This is a genomic window from Streptomyces sp. NPDC049887 (assembly GCF_040656535.1).
In the GTDB taxonomy this organism is placed as follows: Bacteria; Actinomycetota; Actinomycetes; order Streptomycetales; family Streptomycetaceae; genus Streptomyces.
The window spans coordinates 341,588-362,593 of sequence record NZ_JBFAMM010000004.1 but is presented as its reverse complement, the minus strand read 5'-3'; the positions used below and the strand labels follow the sequence as shown (position 1 = coordinate 362,593).

15 protein-coding genes and 2 pseudogenes are annotated in these 21,006 nt (G+C 72.7%); 5 read left to right on the top strand and 12 right to left on the bottom strand.

What is annotated here, in order from left to right; genetic code table 11:
- Positions 1–110: 110 nt before the first annotated feature.
- Together dnaJ and hrcA are read right to left on the bottom strand one after the other, a co-directional pair.
- The gene (gene dnaJ, locus AB0J10_RS07595) at positions 111–1,247 is read right to left on the bottom strand and encodes a molecular chaperone DnaJ (RefSeq protein ID WP_269730439.1); all 1,137 of its coding nucleotides are present in this window, start codon (positions 1,245–1,247) and stop codon (positions 111–113) included.
- Positions 1,248–2,264 (bottom strand): heat-inducible transcriptional repressor HrcA, encoded by a 1,017-nt coding sequence (hrcA, locus tag AB0J10_RS07590; protein ID WP_363058803.1) that lies wholly within the window; start codon positions 2,262–2,264, stop codon positions 1,248–1,250.
- Between the two features lie 189 nt (positions 2,265–2,453).
- On the opposite strand from hrcA, the gene AB0J10_RS07585 reads away from it, so the two are divergent.
- Positions 2,454–3,176 carry an MBL fold metallo-hydrolase gene (locus AB0J10_RS07585; RefSeq protein ID WP_363058801.1) on the top strand — a complete coding sequence of 241 codons (723 nt, stop codon included), beginning with the start codon at positions 2,454–2,456 and terminating at the stop codon, positions 3,174–3,176.
- A gap of 28 nt (positions 3,177–3,204) precedes the next feature.
- A complete protein-coding gene (locus tag AB0J10_RS07580) occupies positions 3,205–4,005 on the top strand; it encodes a DUF3097 domain-containing protein (RefSeq protein WP_363058799.1) in 801 nt (266 codons plus the stop codon).
- A 129-nt stretch (positions 4,006–4,134) separates the two neighbouring features.
- Here AB0J10_RS07580 and hemW read toward each other — a convergent pair whose 3' ends face one another.
- From hemW to lepA, 4 genes are all read right to left on the bottom strand, one after another.
- Positions 4,135–5,367, bottom strand: coding sequence for a radical SAM family heme chaperone HemW (gene hemW, locus AB0J10_RS07575; RefSeq protein ID WP_363058797.1), 1,233 nt, complete (start codon positions 5,365–5,367; stop codon positions 4,135–4,137).
- A 151-nt stretch (positions 5,368–5,518) separates the two neighbouring features.
- On the bottom strand, positions 5,519–7,441 hold the full coding sequence (locus AB0J10_RS07570; protein ID WP_363058897.1) for a SpoIIE family protein phosphatase: 1,923 nt from the start codon (positions 7,439–7,441) through the stop codon (positions 5,519–5,521).
- Positions 7,442–7,768: 327 nt separating this feature from the next.
- On the bottom strand, positions 7,769–9,658 hold the full coding sequence (locus AB0J10_RS07565; RefSeq protein ID WP_363058795.1) for an AMP-binding protein: 1,890 nt from the start codon (positions 9,656–9,658) through the stop codon (positions 7,769–7,771).
- Between the two features lie 239 nt (positions 9,659–9,897).
- Positions 9,898–11,769 (bottom strand): translation elongation factor 4, encoded by a 1,872-nt coding sequence (gene lepA, locus AB0J10_RS07560; RefSeq protein WP_363058793.1) that lies wholly within the window; start codon positions 11,767–11,769, stop codon positions 9,898–9,900.
- A 283-nt stretch (positions 11,770–12,052) separates the two neighbouring features.
- Between lepA and rpsT the strand changes: the two genes are divergently transcribed.
- A complete protein-coding gene (gene rpsT / locus AB0J10_RS07555) occupies positions 12,053–12,319 on the top strand; it encodes a 30S ribosomal protein S20 (protein ID WP_017944951.1) in 267 nt (88 codons plus the stop codon).
- Positions 12,320–12,740: 421 nt separating this feature from the next.
- Here rpsT and AB0J10_RS07550 read toward each other — a convergent pair.
- A pseudogene (locus AB0J10_RS07550) lies at positions 12,741–13,340 on the bottom strand (TetR/AcrR family transcriptional regulator); the annotation flags it as partial.
- A gap of 31 nt (positions 13,341–13,371) precedes the next feature.
- Here AB0J10_RS07550 and AB0J10_RS07545 point away from each other — a divergent pair.
- Positions 13,372–13,923, top strand: coding sequence for a GNAT family protein (locus tag AB0J10_RS07545; RefSeq protein WP_363058790.1), 552 nt, complete (start codon positions 13,372–13,374; stop codon positions 13,921–13,923).
- A 502-nt stretch (positions 13,924–14,425) separates the two neighbouring features.
- Here the strand turns inward: AB0J10_RS07545 and holA are convergent.
- The 3 genes from holA to AB0J10_RS07530 form a co-directional block, all read right to left on the bottom strand.
- Entirely contained in the window at positions 14,426–15,412 is a 987-nt protein-coding gene (holA, locus tag AB0J10_RS07540; protein ID WP_363058788.1) for a DNA polymerase III subunit delta, read from the bottom strand.
- 363 nt (positions 15,413–15,775) lie between these two features.
- Complete coding sequence (locus AB0J10_RS07535) at positions 15,776–16,021, bottom strand: hypothetical protein (RefSeq protein ID WP_283296363.1); 246 nt, start codon at positions 16,019–16,021, stop codon at positions 15,776–15,778.
- A complete protein-coding gene (locus AB0J10_RS07530) occupies positions 16,014–16,850 on the bottom strand; it encodes an arylamine N-acetyltransferase (RefSeq protein ID WP_363058785.1) in 837 nt (278 codons plus the stop codon). Before AB0J10_RS07530 ends, AB0J10_RS07535 begins: the two co-directional genes overlap by 8 nt.
- 124 nt (positions 16,851–16,974) lie before the next feature.
- Between AB0J10_RS07530 and AB0J10_RS07525 the strand changes: the two are divergent.
- Positions 16,975–17,136 (top strand): annotated as a pseudogene (locus AB0J10_RS07525) (pyridoxamine 5'-phosphate oxidase); the annotation flags it as partial.
- A gap of 307 nt (positions 17,137–17,443) precedes the next feature.
- On the opposite strand, the gene AB0J10_RS07520 reads toward AB0J10_RS07525, so the two are convergent.
- Positions 17,444–19,948 carry a ComEC/Rec2 family competence protein gene (locus AB0J10_RS07520; RefSeq protein ID WP_363058783.1) on the bottom strand — a complete coding sequence of 835 codons (2,505 nt, stop codon included), beginning with the start codon at positions 19,946–19,948 and terminating at the stop codon, positions 17,444–17,446.
- A complete protein-coding gene (locus tag AB0J10_RS07515; protein ID WP_363058781.1) occupies positions 19,945–20,586 on the bottom strand; it encodes a ComEA family DNA-binding protein in 642 nt (213 codons plus the stop codon). Before AB0J10_RS07515 ends, AB0J10_RS07520 begins: the two co-directional genes overlap by 4 nt.
- Positions 20,587–21,006: the final 420 nt, after the last annotated feature.

Sequence of the window (21,006 nt, the reverse complement as noted above, 5' to 3'; positions counted from 1 at the left end):
CCCCGGCCCGCCGGACCGCGGCCCCGCCCCGGATGCGGACGGGGCCCCACACCGCCCGGCCTCCGGGCGGGACGCGGCCCGCCGGGGCCGCTGCGCGGGGCACGCCCGGCTCACCTGCCGTTGAACGCGTCCTTGAGGCGGGAGAACAGCCCCTGCTGACCCGGCTGGAACTGGCCCGTCGGCCGCTCCTCGCCGCGCAGTTTCGCCAGCTCCCGCAGCAGGTGCTCCTGCTCCGGGTCGAGCTTCGAGGGGGTCTGCACCTCGACGTGGACGATCAGGTCGCCACGTCCTCCGCCGCGCAGATGCGTGACACCGCGGCCGTGCAGCGGGATCGACTGGCCGGACTGGGTGCCCGGGCGGATGTCGACCTCCTCCATGCCGTCGAGCGTCTCCAGCGGAACCTTCGTGCCGAGCGCACCCGCGGTCATGGGAATGGTCACCGTGCAGTGCAGATCGTCGCCGCGGCGCTGGAAGACCGGGTGCGGCAGTTCGTGGATCTCGACGTACAGGTCGCCGGCGGGGCCGCCGCCCGGGCCGACCTCGCCCTCCCCGGCGAGCTGGATGCGGGTGCCGTTGTCGACACCCGCCGGGATCTTCACGGTCAGGGTGCGACGCGACCGGACCCGCCCGTCGCCCGCGCACTCCGGGCACGGGGTCGGGACGACGGTTCCGAAGCCCTGGCACTGGGGGCACGGCCGCGAGGTCATGACCTGGCCCAGGAAGGACCGGGTGACCTGCGACACCTCACCGCGGCCGCGGCACATGTCGCACGTCTGAGCCGACGTGCCCGGTGCGGCGCCCTCGCCCGAGCAGGTCGTGCAGACGACGGCGGTGTCGACCTGGATGTCCTTCGTGGTGCCGAACGCCGCCTCGTTGAGTTCGACCTCCAGCCGGATCATGGCGTCCTGACCGCGCCGCGTCCGCGACCGCGGCCCGCGCTGGGAGGCGGTCCCGAAGAACGCGTCCATGATGTCGGAGAAGTTGCCGAAGCCACCGGCACCGAAGCCTCCCGCACCGCCGCCTCCGGCGCCGGACAGCGGGTCGCCGCCGAGGTCGTAGACCTGCTTCTTCTGCGGGTCCGACAGCACCTCGTAGGCGGCGTTGATCTCCTTGAAGCGCTCCTGCGTCTTCGGATCCGGATTCACGTCCGGGTGGAGTTCGCGTGCGAGCCGCCGGAATGCCTTCTTGATCTCGTCCTGCGACGCGTCGCGGCGTACGCCCAGTACGGCGTAGTAGTCCGTGGCCACTTACGACTCCGCCAGGATCTGTCCGACGTAACGTGCCACTGCGCGTACCGCTCCCATCGTTCCGGGGTAGTCCATGCGGGTCGGTCCGACCACGCCGAGTTTGGCGACTGCCTCGTCGCCCGAACCGTAGCCGACCGCGACGACGGATGTGGAAGTGAGTCCCTCATGGAGGTTCTCGTGCCCGATCCGTACGGTCATGCCCGAGTCCTTGGCCTCACCGAGCAGCTTCAGCAGCACGACCTGCTCCTCCAGCGCCTCCAGCACGGGCCGGATGGTGAGGGGGAAGTCGTGCGCGAAACGCGTCAGATTGGCGGTGCCGCCGATCATCAGCCGTTCCTCGGTGTCCTCGACCAGGGTCTCGAGGAGGGTCGAGAGCACGGTGGAGACCGTGCCGCGGTCCTCCAGGTCGAAGGACTCGGGAAGGTCCTGCACCAGTTGCGGCACATCGGTGAACCGCCGTCCGACGACGCGGCTGTTGAGTCGGGCCCGCAGGTCGGCGAGCGACGTGTCGGAGAAGGGCGCGGGGCAGTCGACGTGCCGCTGCTCGACCCGTCCGGTGTCCGTGATCAGCACCAGCATCAGCCGGGCCGGCGCGAGCGCCAGAAGCTCCACGTGCCGCACGGTGGAGCGGGTGAGCGACGGGTACTGGACGACGGCGACCTGCCGGGTCAGCTGCGCAAGCAGCCGCACCGTGCGGGCGACGACGTCGTCGAGGTCGACCGCGCCCTCGAGGAAGTTCTGGATCGCCCGGCGCTCCGGGGACGACAGCGGCTTGACGCCCGCGAGCCTGTCCACGAAGAGGCGGTAGCCCTTGTCCGTGGGAATGCGGCCCGCGCTGGTGTGGGGCTGGGCGATGAAGCCCTCCTCCTCCAGCACCGCCATGTCGTTGCGCACGGTCGCCGGCGAGACCCCGAGGCTGTGCCGCTCGGTGAGGGCCTTGGAGCCGACGGGCTCCTCGGTGCCCACGTAGTCCTGGACGATGGCGCGCAGCACCTCGAGTCTGCGTTCGCTGAGCATGGCGCACACCTCCAGCTGTGGTTCCTCGGCGGTCCTTCGGCCCTGGCCTGGCACTCGGCCTCACTGAGTGCCAGTTTTACCGGGCCCAGTGTACGGCCGGGAGGTACGTCCCTAGCAAGGGCGGCCGGGCACCCTACCCCGTCGCGACGAGCCATGACGCCACTGCTCGCTCCGGGATAGCGTCGCCGTATGGACGTCCGTTGGGAAGACTTCGGCTGGGAACGGCTCGGCGTCGGCGTCGGGCGGCGGCGCCTGCCCGGCTGGGACGCGACCGTGGGCCTGGTGGCCGGCGAGAGTGCGGTGCTCCTGTACGACACGGGCTCGACGCTCCGCGAGGGGGCGGAGCTCCGGACCCAGGCCGAGTCCCTCCTCGGCGGCCGGCGTGTGACGCATATCGCGCTCAGCCATCCCCATTTCGACCACGTGCTCGGCACGGCCGCGTTCCCCGGGGCCGAGGTGTACGGCGCGGTCGGCGTCGACAGCCAGCTGCTCCGGGACCGGGCCGTGCTGCGCGACGACGCGATCCGCCACGGGATGCCGCCGGAGGACGCGGCCCGTGCCACCGACGCCCTGGTCGTCCCGCGGCACGTCGTGTCCGGCGAGTGGACGCTCGACCTCGGCGGCCGCCAGGTGATGCTGGCGAACGTCGGGCCGGGCCACAGCCGTCACGACCTGGTGTTGCTGGTGCCCGGCGACCACGAGGTCGTCTTCTGCGGCGATCTGGTGGAGGAGTCCGGCGACCCGCAGGCCGGACCGGACGCCGTCCCGTCCCGCTGGCCGGCGGCGCTGGACCGGCTGCTCGCGCTGGGCGGGGAGGACGCGGTGTACGTCCCGGGGCACGGTGCGGCGGTGGACGCCGCGTTCGTACGCGCCCAACGCGATGAACTGGCCCGGCGGTTCGGGGTGTCGTAGCGCTTCGGGGTGTCGTAGCGTCTGGCGGATGCGCAGCTACAGTCCCGATCTGACGCCCCCGTGGAAGCGGTCAGCCCCGGTTCCTGAGGTACCCGCCGAGCCCGACCTGGTGGTCGAGGAGGTCTCCACGGGCTTCTGCGGTGCGGTGATCCGGTGCGAGGCGGGGACGGTGACGCTGGAGGACCGCTTCGGCAAGCATCGGGTGTTCCCGATGGAGCCGCGGGGCTTCCTGCTGGAGGGCAGGCTGGTCACCCTCGTGCGGCCCTCGTCCGGTACGCCCGCGCGGCCCACCCGCACGGCCTCCGGATCGGTCGCGGTGCCCGGCTCCCGGGCCCGGGTCGCCCGCGCGGGCCGCATCTACGTGGAGGGCCGCCACGACGCGGAGCTGGTGGAGAAGGTCTGGGGCGACGACCTGCGCATCGAGGGCGTGGTCGTCGAGTACCTGGAGGGCGTCGACGACCTGCCCGCCGTCGTCGCCGAGTTCGCACCGGCCGCAGACGCCAGGCTGGGTGTGCTCGTGGACCATCTGGTGCCGGGTTCCAAGGAGACCCGAATCGCGGAGTCGGTGACGGACCCGCACGTCCTGGTGGTCGGGCACCCGTACATCGACGTGTGGGAGGCCGTGAAACCGTCGTCGCTGGGCATCCCCGCCTGGCCGTCGGTGCCGCGGGGGCAGGACTGGAAGACGGGGGTCTGCCGAGCGCTCGGCTGGCCGCCGAACACGGGAGCGGCCTGGCAGCACATCCTGTCCCGGGTGAACAGCTACAAGGACCTGGAACCGGCGCTGCTGGGGCGGGTCGAGGAACTGATCGACTTCGTCACGGCCTGAGGGGCCGGACCGGGCCGCACCGGGCCGGACGCCGGGACACATGCCGGGAGCCGGGCCGGGCCGGGACACAGGCCGGGAGCCGGGCCGGGCCGGGGCACGCCCCAGGGCCGTGACGTACGCCGGGGCCGGTCAGTCCACCAGGTCCCGGACCACCGCGTCCGCCAGGAGCCGGCCGCGGAGCGTGAGCACCGCCCGGCCCGCCTCGTACGGCCCCGGCTCCAGCAGGCCGTCCTCCAGGGCCCGGCGTGCGGCCGTGAGGCCCGGCGGCCGCAGCAGGTCCAGCGGGCAGCCCTCGCGCAGCCGCAGTTCGAGGAGCACCCGCTCCACCCGCCGGTCCTCGCCCGGCAGGATCTCGCGCCCGGCACCCGGCGAACGGCCCTCCGCCAGTGCCGCCGCGTACGCGCCGGGGTGCTTGACGTTCCACCACCGCACCCCGCCGACGTGGCTGTGCGCACCCGGACCCGCCCCCCACCAGTCGGCACCGCGCCAGTACAGCTCGTTGTGCAGACAGCGGCCGGACTCCGAGCCGGCCCAGTTGGAGACCTCGTACCACTCGTACCCGGCGCCGGCCAGCACCTCGTCGGCGATCAGATAGCGGTCGGCGTGGACGTCGTCGTCCGTCATCGGCACCTCGCCCCGCCGGATCCGGCGGGCCAGCCGGGTGCCCTCCTCCACGATCAGGGCGTACGCGCTCACATGGTCGGGGCCCGCGCCGATGGCCGCGTCGAGGGAGGCGCGCCAGTCGTCGTCGCTCTCGCCGGGCGTGCCGTAGATGAGGTCGAGGTTCACGTGCTCGAAGCCGGCCGCCCGGGCCTCCGCGACACAGACCTCGGGCCGGCCGGGCGTGTGGGTGCGGTCGAGCACCTCCAGCACGTGCCTCCGGGCGCTCTGCATGCCGAAGGACACCCGGTTGAAGCCGCCGGCGCGCAGCTCCGCCAGGTAGGTCGGGTCGACGGACTCCGGGTTGGCTTCCGTGGTGATCTCCGCGTCGTCGGCGAGGCCGAACTCCTCGCGGACGACGCCCAGCATCCGGACGAGGTCGGCGGCGGGCAGCAGCGTGGGGGTCCCGCCGCCCACGAACACGGTCCTGACCTGCCTCGGGTCGTCGCCGAGGACCTTGCGGGCGAGCCGGATCTCCTCGGCGAGCGTGTCCGCGTAGTTGTCGCGGGAGGCCAGGACGCCGCCGGTGCCGCGCAGCTCGCTCGCCGTGTACGTGTTGAAGTCGCAGTAGCCGCAGCGCGTGGCGCAGTACGGGACGTGCAGGTAGAACCCGAGGGGCCGGCCGGCCGCGCCCGCGAGGGCATGCGGGGGCAGCGCCCCGTCGACGGGCATGGGCTCACCATCAGGCAGTGCGGAAGGCATGCATCCCATTGTCCGGTACGCGCGCGGTGGCCCGGCCGCGGCCGGCGATGCCCGGCTGTGGCCGCGGGCCGGGAGGTCAACGGGCCGGGAGGTCAACGGGCCGAAGGTCAACCGACCGGAGATCAACCGACGGAGGTCACCGGGCCGGGGATCAACGCGCCTGGAGCACCAGCAGCGCGAGGTCGTCGTCGGGCGGGGCCTCCGCGAACTCGTGCACCGCCCGGCGTATCCGGTCCGCCACTCCCTCCGCGGTGAGGCCGGTGCAGCCGGCGAGCGCCTGGGCGAGCCCGTCCGAGTCGTCGAACATCCGCTGTCCGGACCGTCGTTCCGTGACCCCGTCGGTGACGCACAGCAGGGTGTCGCCGGGCATGAGCTCGAAGGTCTGGCTCTCGTACGCGACGTCCTCGACGACACCGAGGAGGAGCTGCGACGCGGCGGCGGGGCGGACGGTGCCGTCGGGGCGCAGCAGCAGGGGAAGAGGGTGGCCGGCGCAGGCGAGGGCACAGCGGACCCCGCCCTCCGGCAACGGTGTCAGCTCGCCGTAGAGCAGTGACAAAAACCGGGACTGGGGACCCTCGTGGCCGGTGCCGGAGCCGGCACCGGCCGTACCGGCCACCGCAGGACCGGCCACCGCAGGACCGGCCACCGCAGGACCGGCCGCCATCAGCGCCGCCGCCTCGGCCGCCTCCAGCGCGTCGTCGAGGAGCAGGCCGTTCAGCCGGTCGAGGACGCCGGCGACCTGGTAGCCCTCACGGGCGAGCAGCCGCAGCCAGGGCCGGGCGAGGCCGGTCACGACGGCGGCCTCCGGCCCGCTGCCCTGGACGTCGCCGAGCATGAAGCACCAGCGCCCGCCGCTGCCCGCCGGGAAGATGTCGTAGAAGTCGCCCCCGGCCAGTCCCTCGTCGCTCGGCTCGTACACCAGGGAGCTGTCGACCCCGGGGATGCGGGCGACCTGGGCGGGCAGGAGACCGCGCTGCAGGACCCGGCTGATCGTGGCCTGCCGGCTGTACTGGCGGGCCGCGCCGATCGCGAGGCCGACGCGGCGGGCGAAGTCCTCCAGCAGCGCGACGGCCTCGTCGGGGACGCCCGGTGCCGCCTCACGGCCGAGCAGCAGGGTGCCGAGCGGCCGGGCGCCGACGGTCAGCCGGAACGCGACCGCGCTGCCCGCGCCGCCGGGCGGCCAGGCGACGGAAACCGGTACGGCGGCCCCTCGCGGCTCGACCGGTAACCGGGGCGGGTCGCCGGCCAGTGCCTCCCGCAGGCCCTCGATGGCGGACTCGTCCGCGTGCCAGACCCGGGCGGGCCGGGGCGCCGGGCCCGTCTCGCCGTCCAGCCAGACCGCGCACCAGTCGGCGAGCCTGGGCACCAGCAGCTGTCCGGCGAGGGCGGCGACCATGTCCTGATCGAGCTGCCCGGCGAGCAGGTCGGACGCCTCGGCGAGGAAGGAGAGCGCGCCGCGGCCGACCCACTCGCGGTCGTCGCGGACACCTCCGCGCGGGGAGGGGGCCAGGATCTCGGCCGCCCGGACCCCGCGCTGCCGGGGGGCCTCGACACCCTGAGGCGGGGCCGCACCGTCGAAGCCGTCGAGCGGAAGCCGCGCCCAGACCGTCTTGAGGCCCGGTCGGTAGGTGATCCCCCAGGACGCGGCGAGCGTGGCGACGAGATGGAGCCCTCGCCCGTGTTCCGGTTCCCCCGGGTCCGCGCCCTCCTGCTCGTGGCCGTCGCCGCGCACCGCCCGCGCCGGGTGGTGGTCGGAGACCTCGATCACCAGGGCCGCCGGGTCGTCGTCGGTGGCCGGGTCGAGCCGGGCGAGCACCTCGACTCCGGTTCCCGCGTGGACGAGGGCGTTGGTGGCGAGCTCGCTGACGACCAGTACGGCGTCGTCGGCGAGCCGGTCCGTACCGCGCGGGGTGACCGTACCGAGTCCGGTCCAGTCGGCCAGCGCGGCCCGGACGAAGCGGCGGGCGGCGGACGCGGCGAGGGGGTTCCCGGGCAGGCTGGTGCGGGCCACCAGGCGTACGTCGCCACGCCGCGGGAGCATCCGCACCGAACGGTGAGTGGTCTCCTGCTGCATCGGAACGGACCCCACGCGGCGACTCCTGTCCGGTCTGTCTGGCTGCCCGGTCTGTGCCCTCTGCCTTTCCGCCGCACCGCCCGACGGGCAGTGACGACACGGACAGCGTGACAGACCGGGCGCGCCCATAAGCGCGGAGTCACCGAAGTGGGACTGTTCGGGGGAGCGGGGAGCGGAAGCGGTCGCGAACATGCGGTGGACCGGAGGGGCCCGGCGCGGCCGCGAGCCGGCGGTGTGCGGGCCGTCGGGCCGTTACGGAGGCCGCGGAACGGCTCGGCGGCCCGTCGCGCGGCGCGGTGCCGGGCGACGGGCCGCCGAGCGGTGGTGTCACGCCTCGCGGGCGCCCTCGTACATGCCCTCGATCAGGTCCTTGTACTCGCGCTCGACCACCGGGCGCTTCAGCTTCAGGCTCGGCGTCAGCTCGCCGTGCTCGATGTCGAGGTCGCGCGGCAGCAGGCGGAACTTCTTGATGGTCTGCCAGCGCTGGAGCGTTCCGTTGAGCCGCTGCACATAGCCGTCGACGAGTCGCTCGGTCTGCGGTGCGGCGACGACCTCCGCGTACGACTTGCCCTCGAGGCCGTTCTCCTCGGCCCAGCCGAGGATGGCGGCCTCGTCGAGCGCGATGAGCGCCGTGCAGTAGTTGCGGTCGGCTCCGTGCACCAGGATGTTCGAGACGAACGGGCACACCGCCTTGAACTGGCCCTCGACCTCGGCCGGCGCGATGTACTTGCCGCCGGAGGTCTTGATCAGGTCCTTCTTGCGGTCCGTGATCTTGAGGTAGCCGTCGGGGGAGAGTTCGCCGATGTCGCCGGTGTGGAACCAGCCGTCGGACTCCAGGACCTCGGCGGTCTTCTCGGGCAGCCCGTGGTAGCCCTCCATGATGCCGGGACCGCGCAGCAGGATCTCGCCGTCGTCCGCGATGCGCACCTCGCAGCCGGGCAGCGGCTTGCCGACGGTGCCGGTGCGGTACGCCTCGCCGGGGTTCACGAAGGAGGCGGCGCTGGACTCCGTGAGGCCGTAGCCCTCCAGGATGTGGATGCCGGCGCCGGCGAAGAAGAAGCCGATCTCGGGCGAGAGGGCGGCGGATCCGGAGACGGCGGCGCGCAGTCGTCCGCCGAAGGCCTCGCGGAGCTTGGAGTAGACGAGCGCGTCGGCGACCTTGTGCTTCGCGGTGAGGCCGAAGGAGGCGGAGGCGGTGCCGGTGCGGCGGTAGTTGTCCTGGGACTCCTTGGCGTAGGCGCGCGCGACACCGGCGGCCCACTGGAAGATCTTGTACTTGGCCGCGCCGCCGGCCCGCGCCTTGGCGGCCACGCCGTTGTAGACCTTCTCGAAGATGCGGGGCACGGCCGCCATGTACGTCGGCTGGACCACCGGAAGGTTTTCGATGATCTTGTCGACCCGGCCGTCTACGGCCGTGACGTGCCCGACCTCGATCTGGCCGGAGGTCAGCACCTTGCCGAAGACGTGCGCGAGCGGCAGCCACAGGTACTGGACGTCCTCCTGGGTGACCAGACCCGTCGAGGCGATCGCCTTGGCCATGTAGGACCAGTTGTCGTGCGGCAGCCGGACGCCCTTGGGGCGGCCCGTGGTGCCCGAGGTGTAGATGAGGGTGGCGAGCTGGTCGGAGGTGATCGCCTCCACCCGTTCCTTGACCGCGGCGGGGTTCTTGGTGAGGTACTCGGCACCGCGCGCCTCGAGGGCGGAGAGCGAGAGGACCCAGCCGTCGGGGTCGCCCTCGGCCGGCTGGGCGCCCGCCTCGTCGATCACGATCACGTGCTTCAGATGCGGCAGCTCGGCGCGCCGCTCACGCGCCTTGGCCACCTGCGCGGCGTCCTCGGCGATCAGCACCCTGCTCTCGGAGTCGGCCAGGATGTACGCGGACTCCTCCGCGTTGGTCTGCGGGTACACCGTCGTCGTGGCGGCGCCCGCGCAGAGGATGCCGAGGTCCGCGAGGATCCACTCGACCCTGGTGGAGGAGGCGAGAGCCACCCGCTCCTCGGCACGCACACCCAGTTCGACCAGTCCGGCCGCGATGGCGTAGACCCGCTCGGCGGCCTCCTGCCAGCTCAGCGACTTCCAGTCGTCGGGCCCCTGCCCGGAGGCCGCGGGGACGGGGTAGCGGTAGGCCTCCGCGTCGGGAGTGGCCGCCACGCGCTGGACGAAGAGCGTCGCCACGGAGGGCGGTCGGTTCTCGATCAGGTTCTGTGTGTCGCTCACGACATCCTCCGGGCCTGCTGCGGCATTGCTGCATGACTGGCTGATTGCCCGACTGGTCACAGTTGTTTAACTCGCGAGTAACCATCGGGGCCTGATCAGGGTAGAGCGCCACGCTGCGCCACGTAAGGGGCCGCGGGCTGCCGCTTGATAACGAACAGGCCCGTGCACCGGAAGCGCACGGGCCTGTGGGACGCGGCAGGCGAACGGGGACGACTGGTGCGTTCGCGTGACCCTCCGGACTACTTCTTCGCCTTGCCGCCCGCGGAGTCGTCACTGGACAGCACGGCGATGAACGCCTCCTGCGGCACCTCCACCGAGCCGACCATCTTCATCCGCTTCTTGCCCTCCTTCTGCTTCTCCAGCAGCTTCCGCTTACGGGAGATGTCACCGCCGTAGCACTTGGCCAGCACGTCCTTGCGGATGGCCCGGATCGTCTCGCGGGCGATCACCCGGGAGCCGATGGCCGCCTGGACGGGCACCTCGAAGGCCTGCCGGGGGATGAGCTCCTTCAGCTTGGCGACGAGCCGCACGCCGTACGCGTAGGCCTGGTCCTTGTGGGTGATCGCCGAGAAGGCGTCGACCTTGTCGCCGTGGAGGAGGATGTCGACCTTCACCAGCTGGGCGCCCTGCTCGCCGGTGGGCTCGTAGTCGAGCGAGGCGTAGCCGCGGGTCTTGGACTTCAGCTGGTCGAAGAAGTCGAAGACGATCTCGGCGAGGGGCAGGGTGTAGCGGATCTCGACCCGGTCCTCGGAGAGGTAGTCCATGCCGAGGAGCACACCGCGGCGGTTCTGGCAGAGCTCCATGATCGAGCCGATGAACTCGCTCGGCGCGAGGATCGTCGCGCGCACGACCGGCTCGTACACTTCGGCGATCTTGCCCTCGGGGAACTCGCTGGGGTTGGTGACGGTGTGCTCGGTGCCGTCCTCCATGACCACCCGGTAGACCACGTTCGGGGCGGTCGCGATCAGGTCGAGGCCGAACTCGCGCTCAAGGCGCTCCCGGATCACGTCGAGGTGGAGCAGTCCGAGGAAACCGACGCGGAAGCCGAAGCCCAGGGCGGCGCTCGTCTCCGGCTCGTAGACCAGCGCGGCGTCGTTGAGCTGCAGCTTGTCGAGCGCGTCGCGCAGCTCGGGGTAGTCCGAGCCGTCGAGGGGGTACAGGCCGGAGAACACCATCGGCTTCGGGTCCTTGTAGCCGCCGAGCGGCTCCGTGGCGCCCTTGGTCTGCTGGGTGATCGTGTCACCCACCTTCGACTGACGGACGTCCTTCACACCCGTGATGAGATAGCCGACCTCGCCGACGCCGAGGCCGTCGGCCGCCAGCATCTCCGGGGAGTTGGTGCCGATCTCCAGCAGTTCGTGGGTCGCGCCGGTGGACATCATCCGGATGCGCTCGCGCTTGTTGAGCTGACCGTCGACGACGCGTACGTAGGTCACGACGCCGCGGTAGGAGTCGTAGACCGAGTCGAAGATCATCGCGCGGGCGGGGGCGTCCTTGACGCCGACCGGGGCCGGCACGTCCTTCACCACCCGGTCCAGCAGCGCCTCCACACCCAGGCCCGTCTTGGCCGACACCTTCAGGACGTCCGAGGGGTCGCAGCCGATGAGGTTGGCCAGCTCCTCGGAGAACTTCTCGGGCTGTGCGGCCGGCAGGTCGATCTTGTTGAGCACCGGGACGATGGTGAGGTCGTTCTCCATCGCCAGGTAGAGGTTGGCGAGGGTCTGCGCCTCGATGCCCTGGGCCGCGTCCACCAGGAGGACCGTGCCCTCGCACGCGGCGAGCGAACGGGAGACCTCGTAGGTGAAGTCGACATGGCCCGGGGTGTCGATCATGTTGAGGATGTGGGTCCGGCTCTGCCCCTCACCCGTGGTGGGCGCCCAGGGCAGACGCACGGCCTGGGACTTGATCGTGATACCGCGCTCACGCTCGATGTCCATGCGGTCGAGGTACTGGGCGCGCATCTGCCGCTGCTCGACCACGCCGGTCAGCTGGAGCATCCGGTCGGCAAGGGTGGACTTGCCGTGGTCGATGTGCGCGATGATGCAGAAGTTGCGGATCAGCGCCGGGTCGGTACGGCTCGGCTCGGGCACATTGGTAGGGGTCGCGGGCACGCAGGGTCCTGATTCTTGAGCGCCGAGCGCTCGTCTCGGGTCGATGTCGGATCGATACGCAGCCTCCATGCTCCCACGGCTGCGGGGCTTCGCTCGGTTTGGGCCGGTCGGAGAGGCTCTGGTAGTCTGGCCAGCTGTGTCTCGTGTGTCCTCTCCGGAGGCACCTCCCGTGCCCGGAAGGGTCATGCGCTCCGAAGAGTCGTGTCCTCGGAAGGGCCGTCCCCCGAAGGTCATGGGTGCGGGACACGCCTTCAAAGATCATCAATCCTGAAAAGGCTCTTTCGTGGCGAACATCAAGTCCCAGATCAAGCGGAACAAGACGAACGAGAAGGCGCGCCTGCGCAACAAGGCCGTCAAGTCCTCGCTCAAGACCGCGATCCGCAAGGCCCGCGAGGCTGTCGCCGCCGGCGACGTCGAGAAGGCCACCGTGGCCGCTCGTGAGGCGTCCCGCAAGCTCGACAAGGCCGTCTCGAAGGGTGTCATCCACAAGAACGCCGCCGCCAACAAGAAGTCGGCGCTGGCGTCCAAGGTTGCCTCCCTCCAGGGCTGAGCTCCCGCCCCGGGGATGACCCCGGGACCTCCGGCAGCGACCCCCTCGGGGTGACCCGCCGGACGACTTGATCGCCGGACCGGACCAGACGGGCCCTCTCTCATCCGTCCCCGGACCGGCACCCCGGATTCGCACGCGGCCTGCGTTCGCCACGCGGGTGCGAATCCACCGGCTTCCCGGCTCCGGCCGGACCCGAGGACCCCGCCTCCCCGTTCTTCCCCAGATCGGGAGGGCGGGGTTTTCGGCTTGGGGTGACGACGACCGGTCAGCCCGCCGACCGCCCGTCACTCAGTGGGGCTGCACCGGCATCGCGCCGAGCCGCCGACGGGGTCGCCGCTGTCGATGTTGCCGTCGGCGTCGAGGGGGTCGCCGCCCATGCCGTTGCCGTCGAACCAGCCGTGCCTGGCGCGTCGGGGCGCATGCTCAGGCCGGCCAGGTAGTCGTCCAGAAGCTCGACCTGCCGCTGCGGGGGAAACCCCGCCGGATCGAGCAGAGCCTGGACCACCAGACCGAGGACGAAGGACTGAGCACCGGCCGCGATGCGCGCGGGGCTGCCGGGTGACAGTTCACCGAGTTCCTGAGCCGCGGCCACCCGCTCCGTCAACCTGTCCCGGCCCTGGGCGTACTTGCGGGCGTAGTCGGCGCTGAGGCCGGGGTCGGAGAGCGCGGCGTCCCAGGAACAGACCCAGATCCGATTGCCGTCGACGGCCTCCGGGGTCAACGGCAGGATGTCCAGCAGCGCGTCCCTGAAGGCTGCCGACCCCTTGCCCGACTGACGGCGAGGGCGGGAGAGGGTGCGCTGTTCGAGCAGGTCCAGGGCGTACTCCACCAGGGCCTGCTTGGTGGGGAAGTAGTGCGTGACCAGGCCGGTCGTCGCACCGAGTTCGGCCGCGACGGCGCGCAGCGTCAGGCCGGCGAAGCCACGCGCGGACATGACCTGCCAGACCGCCGCGGAGACGTCGCGTCGGCGGCCCTCATGATCTCCCTTGGTACGTGGCATGCCGCCACGGTACGTTCCCATAACGCTTGTTGTGTGAATGGGGAGGCCTCTCATGTTCTCGCTGCCGCTGCGAGACGGTGTCCGCCTCGGTCCGCTGGAGATCCGGCATGCCGAGGAGTTCGCCGACCATCTGGACCGGGCTCGCGAGCACATTCGTCCGTGGGTCGGGGCGTCGTTCGTCACCGACGACGTCGACGGGGCGCGGGCCACGCTCAAGCGCTACGCCGAACGTCAGGCGGACGACGGTGCCCGTCTCTACGGCATCCGGCGGGACGGGGTACTGGTCGGCGGCGTGATGTTCACCGAGTTCCACGCCGCCCGCGGCTCGTGCGAGATCGGTTGCTGGCTCGAGCCGTCGGCCGAGGGCCACGGTCTGGTCACCCGGGCGTGCGGCGCGTTGCTGGACTGGGCCTTCGTGTCCCGGGGGCTGCACCGGGCCGAGTGGCACTGCCGCGCGGACAACGACCGCAGCTCGGCTGTGGCCAAGCGGCTCGGTATGACTCTGGAGGGCGTGCGCCGGGAGGCATGGCCTTACGAGGGCGTGCGCTACGACAAGCAGCTCTGGGCCGTCCTGGCGCCCGAGTGGCGGGCTCCGAAGCACTGAGGAGAGCGGCGACGGGTCCGGCGGAGGGCAGACCCTCGCTCCCCGACCCCGCGCATCGGGAGTCTTATCCGGTGTCCGGCCCGGGAGCCACGGCACCGCCCCGCCCGTCCCACGTCGCACATCGCCACACGGGTTCACGGTCTCACTGGCTCACCGGCTCACCGGCTCACCGGCATGCCTGATGCCTGGGCCGTCCCCCTGCTGAGGCGAGCCGAGCCCGCTGCCCGAGGGTGGGGGGCTGGGTGAGGTTCGGGCGGGGGTGAGCTGGGTCCAGGCCGCGAAGGTGTGGCCGCGGAACCTACGACACCGTCAGCGGTGCCGCACAGTGGCGGACGGGGCCGGAGCCGGCGAGGCCAGGTCCGAGGAGCGCGGCTCGCGAGTTCTTGGGCAAGGGCAGGGGCGCGGAACGGGGCCGCGGCGGGGCACGGGGCAGCGACCGCGAGGCGTTCGACGGCGCAGGCCGGCGGACGGGAGCGGCGGACGCAAACCGGCGCCAGGCAGGTCAGCGGCGCAGGCGGGCCGCACGGGCGACCGTGACCACCGCCTTCTCCAGCGCGTACTCCGGGTCGTCGCCGCCGCCCTTCACTCCCGCGTCAGCCTCGGCGACGGCGCGCAGGGCGAGGGCCACGCCGTCGGGGGTCCAGCCGCGCATCTGCTGGCGGACCCGGTCGATCTTCCAGGGCGGCATGCCCAGCTCGCGCGCGAGATCGGCGGGTCGGCCGCCGCGCGCCGACGAGAGCTTGCCGATCGCCCGCACCCCCTGGGCCAGCGCGCTGGTGATCAGGACCGGTGCGACGCCGGTCGAGAGCGACCAGCGCAGCGCCTCCAGGGCCTCGGCCGCACGGCCCTCGACCGCACGGTCGGCGACGGTGAAGCTGGAGGCCTCCGCGCGCCCGGTGTAGTAGCGGCCGACGACGGCCTCGTCGATCGTGCCCTCGACATCCGCGACCAGTTGCGAGACCGCGCTCGCCAGCTCCCTGAGATCGCTGCCGATGGCGTCGACGAGCGCCTGGCACGCCTCGGGGGTCGCCGACCGCCCCAGTGTGCGGAACTCGGAGCGCACGAACGTCAGTCGCTCAGCGGGCTTGGTCGTCCTGGGACACGCCACCTCACGCGCGCCGGCCTTGCGTGCCGCGTCCAGCAGGCCCTTCCCCTTGGCGCCGCCCGCATGCAGCAGGACGAGCGTGATCTCCTCGACCGGTGTGGCGAGATAGGCCTTGACGTCCTTGATCGTGTCGGCGGACAGATCCTGTGCGTTCCGCACGACGACGACCTTGCGCTCGGCGAAGAGCGAGGGACTCGTCAGTTCGGCGAGCGTGCCGGGCTGGAGCTGGTCGGGGGCGAGATCGCGGACGTCCGTGTCGGCGTCGGCGGCCCGGGCTGCCGCCACCACCTGCTGCACGGCGCGGTCCAGCAGCAGATCCTCCTGGCCCACCGCGATCGTGACGGGGGCGAGGGGGTCGTCGTTCGTGTTCTTCCTGGTGGCCATCGTGGTCCAGCATCCCACGGGCCACCGACACCGCTGCCTGCCCTGCGGCCCGGAGGCGGCGGGGCGCGCAAGCCCGTGCACACGGATCGGCGCGGAGAGGCGGAAGGGCCGCAGGGGCCGGAGGAACTGGAAGGTCCGAGGGCAGCGGAGGGGCCGGAGGAAACACAGGGAGCGCAGGAAACACAGGGGGCAGGAACGGCCCGGGAAGGACCGGAAGGTCTCAGGGTTCGCCGGGGTCAGAAGGGACCGGTGGGGTTCAGCGACTCAGGTGCGTTCAGCGACTCGGGTGCGTTCAGCGACTCGGGTGCGGGTTCAGGCACCCGCTTGCCCACCTCCGGCCGAAGGGACGCCCGTAGGGCGGGATCAGGGCTCCTCCCTCCAGCCGTCCCAGTCGGCCACGAAGTCGTCCAGTTCCACGGGGCTCAGGCGGCCTTCCGGGTCCTCGACGACCACCAGCCACTGTGCGTCCTCGGCGTCGTCCTCCCCCGCCAGGGCGTCCCGCACCAACTGGGGTTCGTCGTCCACGCCGAAGTGGTCCCCGATCGCCTCTATGACCTCTTCGGCGGCGTCGCGGTCGGGCAGGACGAGCACATGTCTCACATCACTCACCGTCACATTGTGCCGTGTCCCTCGTACGGGGTTTCCGGATCTCCGGCACCCGGTCCAGCTCAAGCCCGAAGTGCTCCCGGTACGCGGCCAGGATCTCTGCGTCGTCACCGAGTTGCCGCTCCTCGCGCTGCCCGTGCGCCGTGGTGACGAGTTTGCGTCCGGACAGGGTGATCCGGCCGTCGTCCGTGAGCCGGGAGCAGACGAGCTTCTGGGTGAAGTGGGAGGCGGGCGAGGTGCGGTGGTACCAGGCACCGGCCTCGAAATCCTCCAGTTCCCGCGGCCGCGGCTCGAGCCGCAACTGCGGCTCCCCGTCCCGCAGCACGTCCAGGTCGCCGTCCGGCGCCTCGGCGATGCGGAAGGTGCCGGCCGGATCGCTCTGGTCGCCCCGTTCGTCGAGCAGGAGCGGGTAGTGGCAGTGATCGCCGAAGCCCACGTCGGCGAGCCAGGGCCCGCTGCCGTCGACGGTCTCCACCCGCAGGGCGAGGTGGTCGTACGGGATGCCGAGCTGCCCGTCCCCCGTGAAGACCCGGGCCTGGAACAGGGTGACACCGAAGCCGAGGCTGCGCAGCAACGCGGCGAACGCGCCGTTGAGTTCGTAGCAGAACCCGCCCCTGCGCGCCCCGACGACCTTGTCCAGCAGCGGCTTGTCCTCCAGAACCACGTCCTCCCCCAGGTGGATCGAGAGGTTCTCGAACGGTACGGAGCGCAGATGCCGCTGCTGCAACTCGCGCAGGGCCTCCCCGTCCGCCCGGTAGGGACGCTCGGCCCCGATACGGCGGAGATATGCGTCGGCGGTCTCTGTCGGCAAGGGCTGTGATGGGGTGTCCATGCAAGCAGTCTGTGCCGACTGCGGGCCGCCCCGCCATGCGCCAGGGGTCCTAGGACGCGGGGCTGAGGCAGATCGGTCCCCGGCCCGACGCACCGCAAGTGGCCCGCCGCGTACGTTCCGGGCCGTGACGAACCCCGAACCGGCGCGGAGCCGGGCACAGCGCAGAACGGACGCCCTCGACCGGCTGGCAGGCGACCGCGACGCCTGGGTGGCCACGGCATCGGCGGACGGCGTGCCCACCCTCGTGCCCCTGTGGTTCCTGTGGGACCGGGGACAGCTGCTGATGCGCGAGGGCCGCTGGCTGGACTGACGGGAACAGCCTCACCGGACGGGGCCGCCCGGATCGGCCGAGGGCGGTACCCGGCCAGGGCCGGACCGAGCCGACCCGCTGGATCCGACCTGCTGGACCCGCCCCCGAACCGAACCAGTCGAAGGCCGGACCCCACCACCAAGGACCGGACCGGCCCGCCCCGAGGCGGGCCCGGGCAGGCGCCTGGTCGGTGCGGGCCCATGGCCGGACTGACCGACCGCACAGCCGGGACCCTCCGGGACGGCGCACCGTGCTGCGCACCTGCCGGTCCGCGGTGAGGCGCTCACGGCGCCCTGGCGCCGCGGGCCACGCCACGCAGACCCCGGCCGGAGCCCGTGACGGCGATCGAACCCTCCGTGTCTGTGCGTATCACCAGCGCGCCCTGCGACCGCAGTGCGGAGACGGTCCGGGGCGACGGATGCCCGTACGGGTTGTCCCGGCCACAGGAGATCAACGCCAGCCTCGGCCGGGCAGCGGCGAGCAGGGCGGGGTGCTGGTACGCCGAGCCGTGGTGGGCGACCTTGAGGACGTCGACGCGTGGCAGGGCCGGGTGGGCCCGTATCAGCCCTCGCTGCGCCGGAGGTTCGAGATCCCCGAGAAGCAGCAGCGACACACCGCTGTCCGTGCGCACGAGCAGGGTGACACTCGCGTCGTTCGGCTCCAGCGGCTTCGCGCCGAGGCCCGGTGCGGAGCCGGGGGCAGGCCACAGCACCTGCCAGGTCAGCCCTCCCGCACGCCGTCGCTCCCCCCGCCCGGGCCGGATCAACGGAACTCCCGCGGCTGTCGCGGTCCGGCGCACGAACTCGGCCTGGTCACGCGGTTCTTCGAGGGACGTCGTCTGAATCGCACCGACGGTCCTGCCCCGCAGCGCGCCGGGCAGCCCCGCCACATGGTCGGCGTGGAAGTGGGTGAGCAGCAGCAGCGGCACGCTTCTGACTCCCAGTTCTTGCAGGCACCGGTCCGTGAGCGCCGGGTCCGGCCCGGCGTCCACGACGACGGCCGAACCCTCGCCCGCGGCGAGCACGGTGGCGTCGCCCTGCCCGACGTCGCACATGGCGAACGACCAGCGCGGCGGCGGCCAGCCGGTGACGATCCTGGTCAGCGGGGGCGGCCGCAGCACGGCGAGTACGAGCAGCAGGGCGCATCCCACGGCCGGCCAGGGGCGCCGGGCCAGGGCACGGACCAACAGCACCCCCGCGGCGGTGGCGGCGGCCAGCAGTAGAGCGCCCCACCAGCCGCCGGGCCACTCCGCCTGCGCCCCGGGCAGGCCGGCCCCGGTGCGGGCGACTCCGGCGATCCACCCGGCCGGCCAGCCGGCGCAGCGCGCAAGCACCTCCGCGGCCGTTGCCGAGACGGGTGCCGCGGCAAGCACCGCGAACCCCAGCACCGTGGCGGGCGCCACCGCGGGCTCGGCGAGGAGATTGCACGGAATCGCCACCAGGCTGATCCGCTCGGCGAACACGACCACGACCGGCGCGCACACCGCCTGCGCCGCCGCGGCCGCGGCGAGAGCCTCCGCGATTCGTCCCGGTACCCCCCGCCGGCGCAGCGTCGCGCTCCAGCGCGGGGCGATGGTGAGCAGGGAGCCCGTCGCCAGCACCGAGAGCAGGAACCCGTAGGTGCGGGCCGACCAGGGGTCCCAGAGCACCAGCAGCAACACGGCCGCTGCCAGCGCCGGGAGCAGGGATCTGCGCCGGCCGGTGCCCACGGCCAGCAAGGTGATCGCCCCGCAGGCCGCGGCACGCAACACGCTCGGTTCCGGCCGGCACACGACGACGAAACCGAGGGTGAGCGCGCCGCCGGACAGTGCTGTGGCGCGCAGTGAGATGCCCAACCGGGGTGCCAGACCGCCTCGTTCCGCTCTCAGGGCGCGGCTCGGTGGGCCGATGAGCAGGAACAGGACGATCGCCAGATTGCTGCCGGACACAGCCAGCAGATGCGTCAGATCAGTCGCCTTGAACGCCTCGTGCAGTTCGGTGCCGATGCGGGAGGTGTCCCCGACGACGAGCCCCGGCAGCAGTGCGCGTGCGTCCGGTCGTAGCTCTTCGGTCGCCCTCCGCAGCCCCGCGCGCAGGTCCCCCGCCGTGCGCTGCGCCGGAGTGGGCGGCCCCGTGATGCGGGGCGGCCCCGTGCCTCGCACCTTCAGCACGGCCGCGAACCGGCCCTCTCCCTCCGCCGGTGGCTCGGCACGGGCGGTGAGGGTGACCCTGGTCGACGGCAGCAGTCCCAACCATGGGCGGGCGGCCTCGCCGGGCCGGACGATCACCAGGACCGGCGCCCTGGTCGTGATGGACTCCCCCTCCGGTGTCGTGACCCTGACGACCTGTCCCTCCAGGAGGACGGCGGTCTGTGACGCCGGATCACCCCAGGTCCGCGGCCGTGTCCTGCGCGGATCGGTGGTGACGGTCAACTCGGCGGTGATCGGGCGGTTTTGCCGGGCCGCGTCGGGTACCGGCCCCCGGTACAGATCCGCGCCGCGCAGTGCGCCGGCGGCCGTACCAGCGGCGGTGCACAGCAGCACGGCGGCGGCAGCGACCCTGTTGCCGGCCCCCTGCCAGGAACGCCGGCGTACCGCCCGGACGGTGAGCGACAGCAGGAACGTGCCCGCCAGGGCGACACAGACGAGCACCGTCACTCCCGGCCAGGGCGGCCGCGTCGTCAGAGCGAGGGTCGCCGCGCCCCAGGCGGCCAGCGCGGGCAGCACCAGACGCAGATCGGCCGGGCGTTCCTCACGGGGTTGGGCCGCCTCCGGCCAGGACTCGGGGGGATCCGCGGGCGCCCGGGTCACGGCCGCACCAGCGGTTCCAGATCCGCGAACCGGCGGTCGCCGATCCCCGTCACCTCGCGGAGTTCGTCGACGGAGCGGAAGCCGCCGTGCTCGGTGCGGTAGTCGAGGATGTGCCGGGCGAGTACCGGGCCCACACCAGGCAGGGTGTCGAGCTGCTCCACCGTGGCGGTGTTGAGGCTCAGTGGTCCCGCGCCCGGGGCAGCGCCGCCCGGCGGCCCCTGCGGCCCCGGAGGTTGCGGGACGCCCACGACCACCTGCTCGCCGTCCATGAGCACCCGCGCCCGGTTGAGGCCGGTGAGGTCGGTGCCCGCCTTCACCCCGCCCGCCGCAAGCAGCGCGTCGGCGACCCGGGACCCCACCGGGAGGCGGAGGACGCCCGGCCGCCGAACCTTGCCGCTCACATCGACCACGATGCGCCCGGCGGGCTCCCGCGCGGGCGGTGGGCCCGGCGAGGGCGCGGGTCGATTCACCTCCGGAGCGGGCGGGGCCTCCCCGACCAGTTCGGGCGCGCGCACCGGCTCGGGCTGCCCGGACCAGAAGTGGTGCACGGCCAGGCCCACCCCCAGGACCAGGACCAGCGCGAGAGCGGCCAGTGCCTTCGGCTCCAGCCCGCAGCGCAGCCGCACCCACGAGGGCATCCGCTCCGCCAGGGCCAGCCGTGCCCGCTCCGGCAGCGACGGCCCGGCAGCGGTCGCTCGGCCCGCTCCTGAGGGGTCACGCGAACCGGGCGGCGGCCCGGACCGGACCCTGCCCGGCTCGGGCGCTGCACCGGCGTCCCGCCCGCTTTCGGGGTCGGCCGTCGCTCGGTCAGGCGCCGGTGTCCCAGCAGCCGCGGGCGGCCAGGTGCGCGTGGGTTGGCCGGTCGCCGTCCCGGGTGCGCCGGACATCCGGAAGAGGGCGTGAGCGCGCAACCGCGCCGCCGTCGGCGGCGCCGTGTCCGCCGGCGAGGGGGCGGACGGGGCCGGCACCGGGTGGCTCCCGGTGCGCTGCCGCTGCCGCCGGTGACGTACACGGCCGTCCGAGGCAGGCCCACGGCCCGGGCCGCTGGTCGCAGAGCG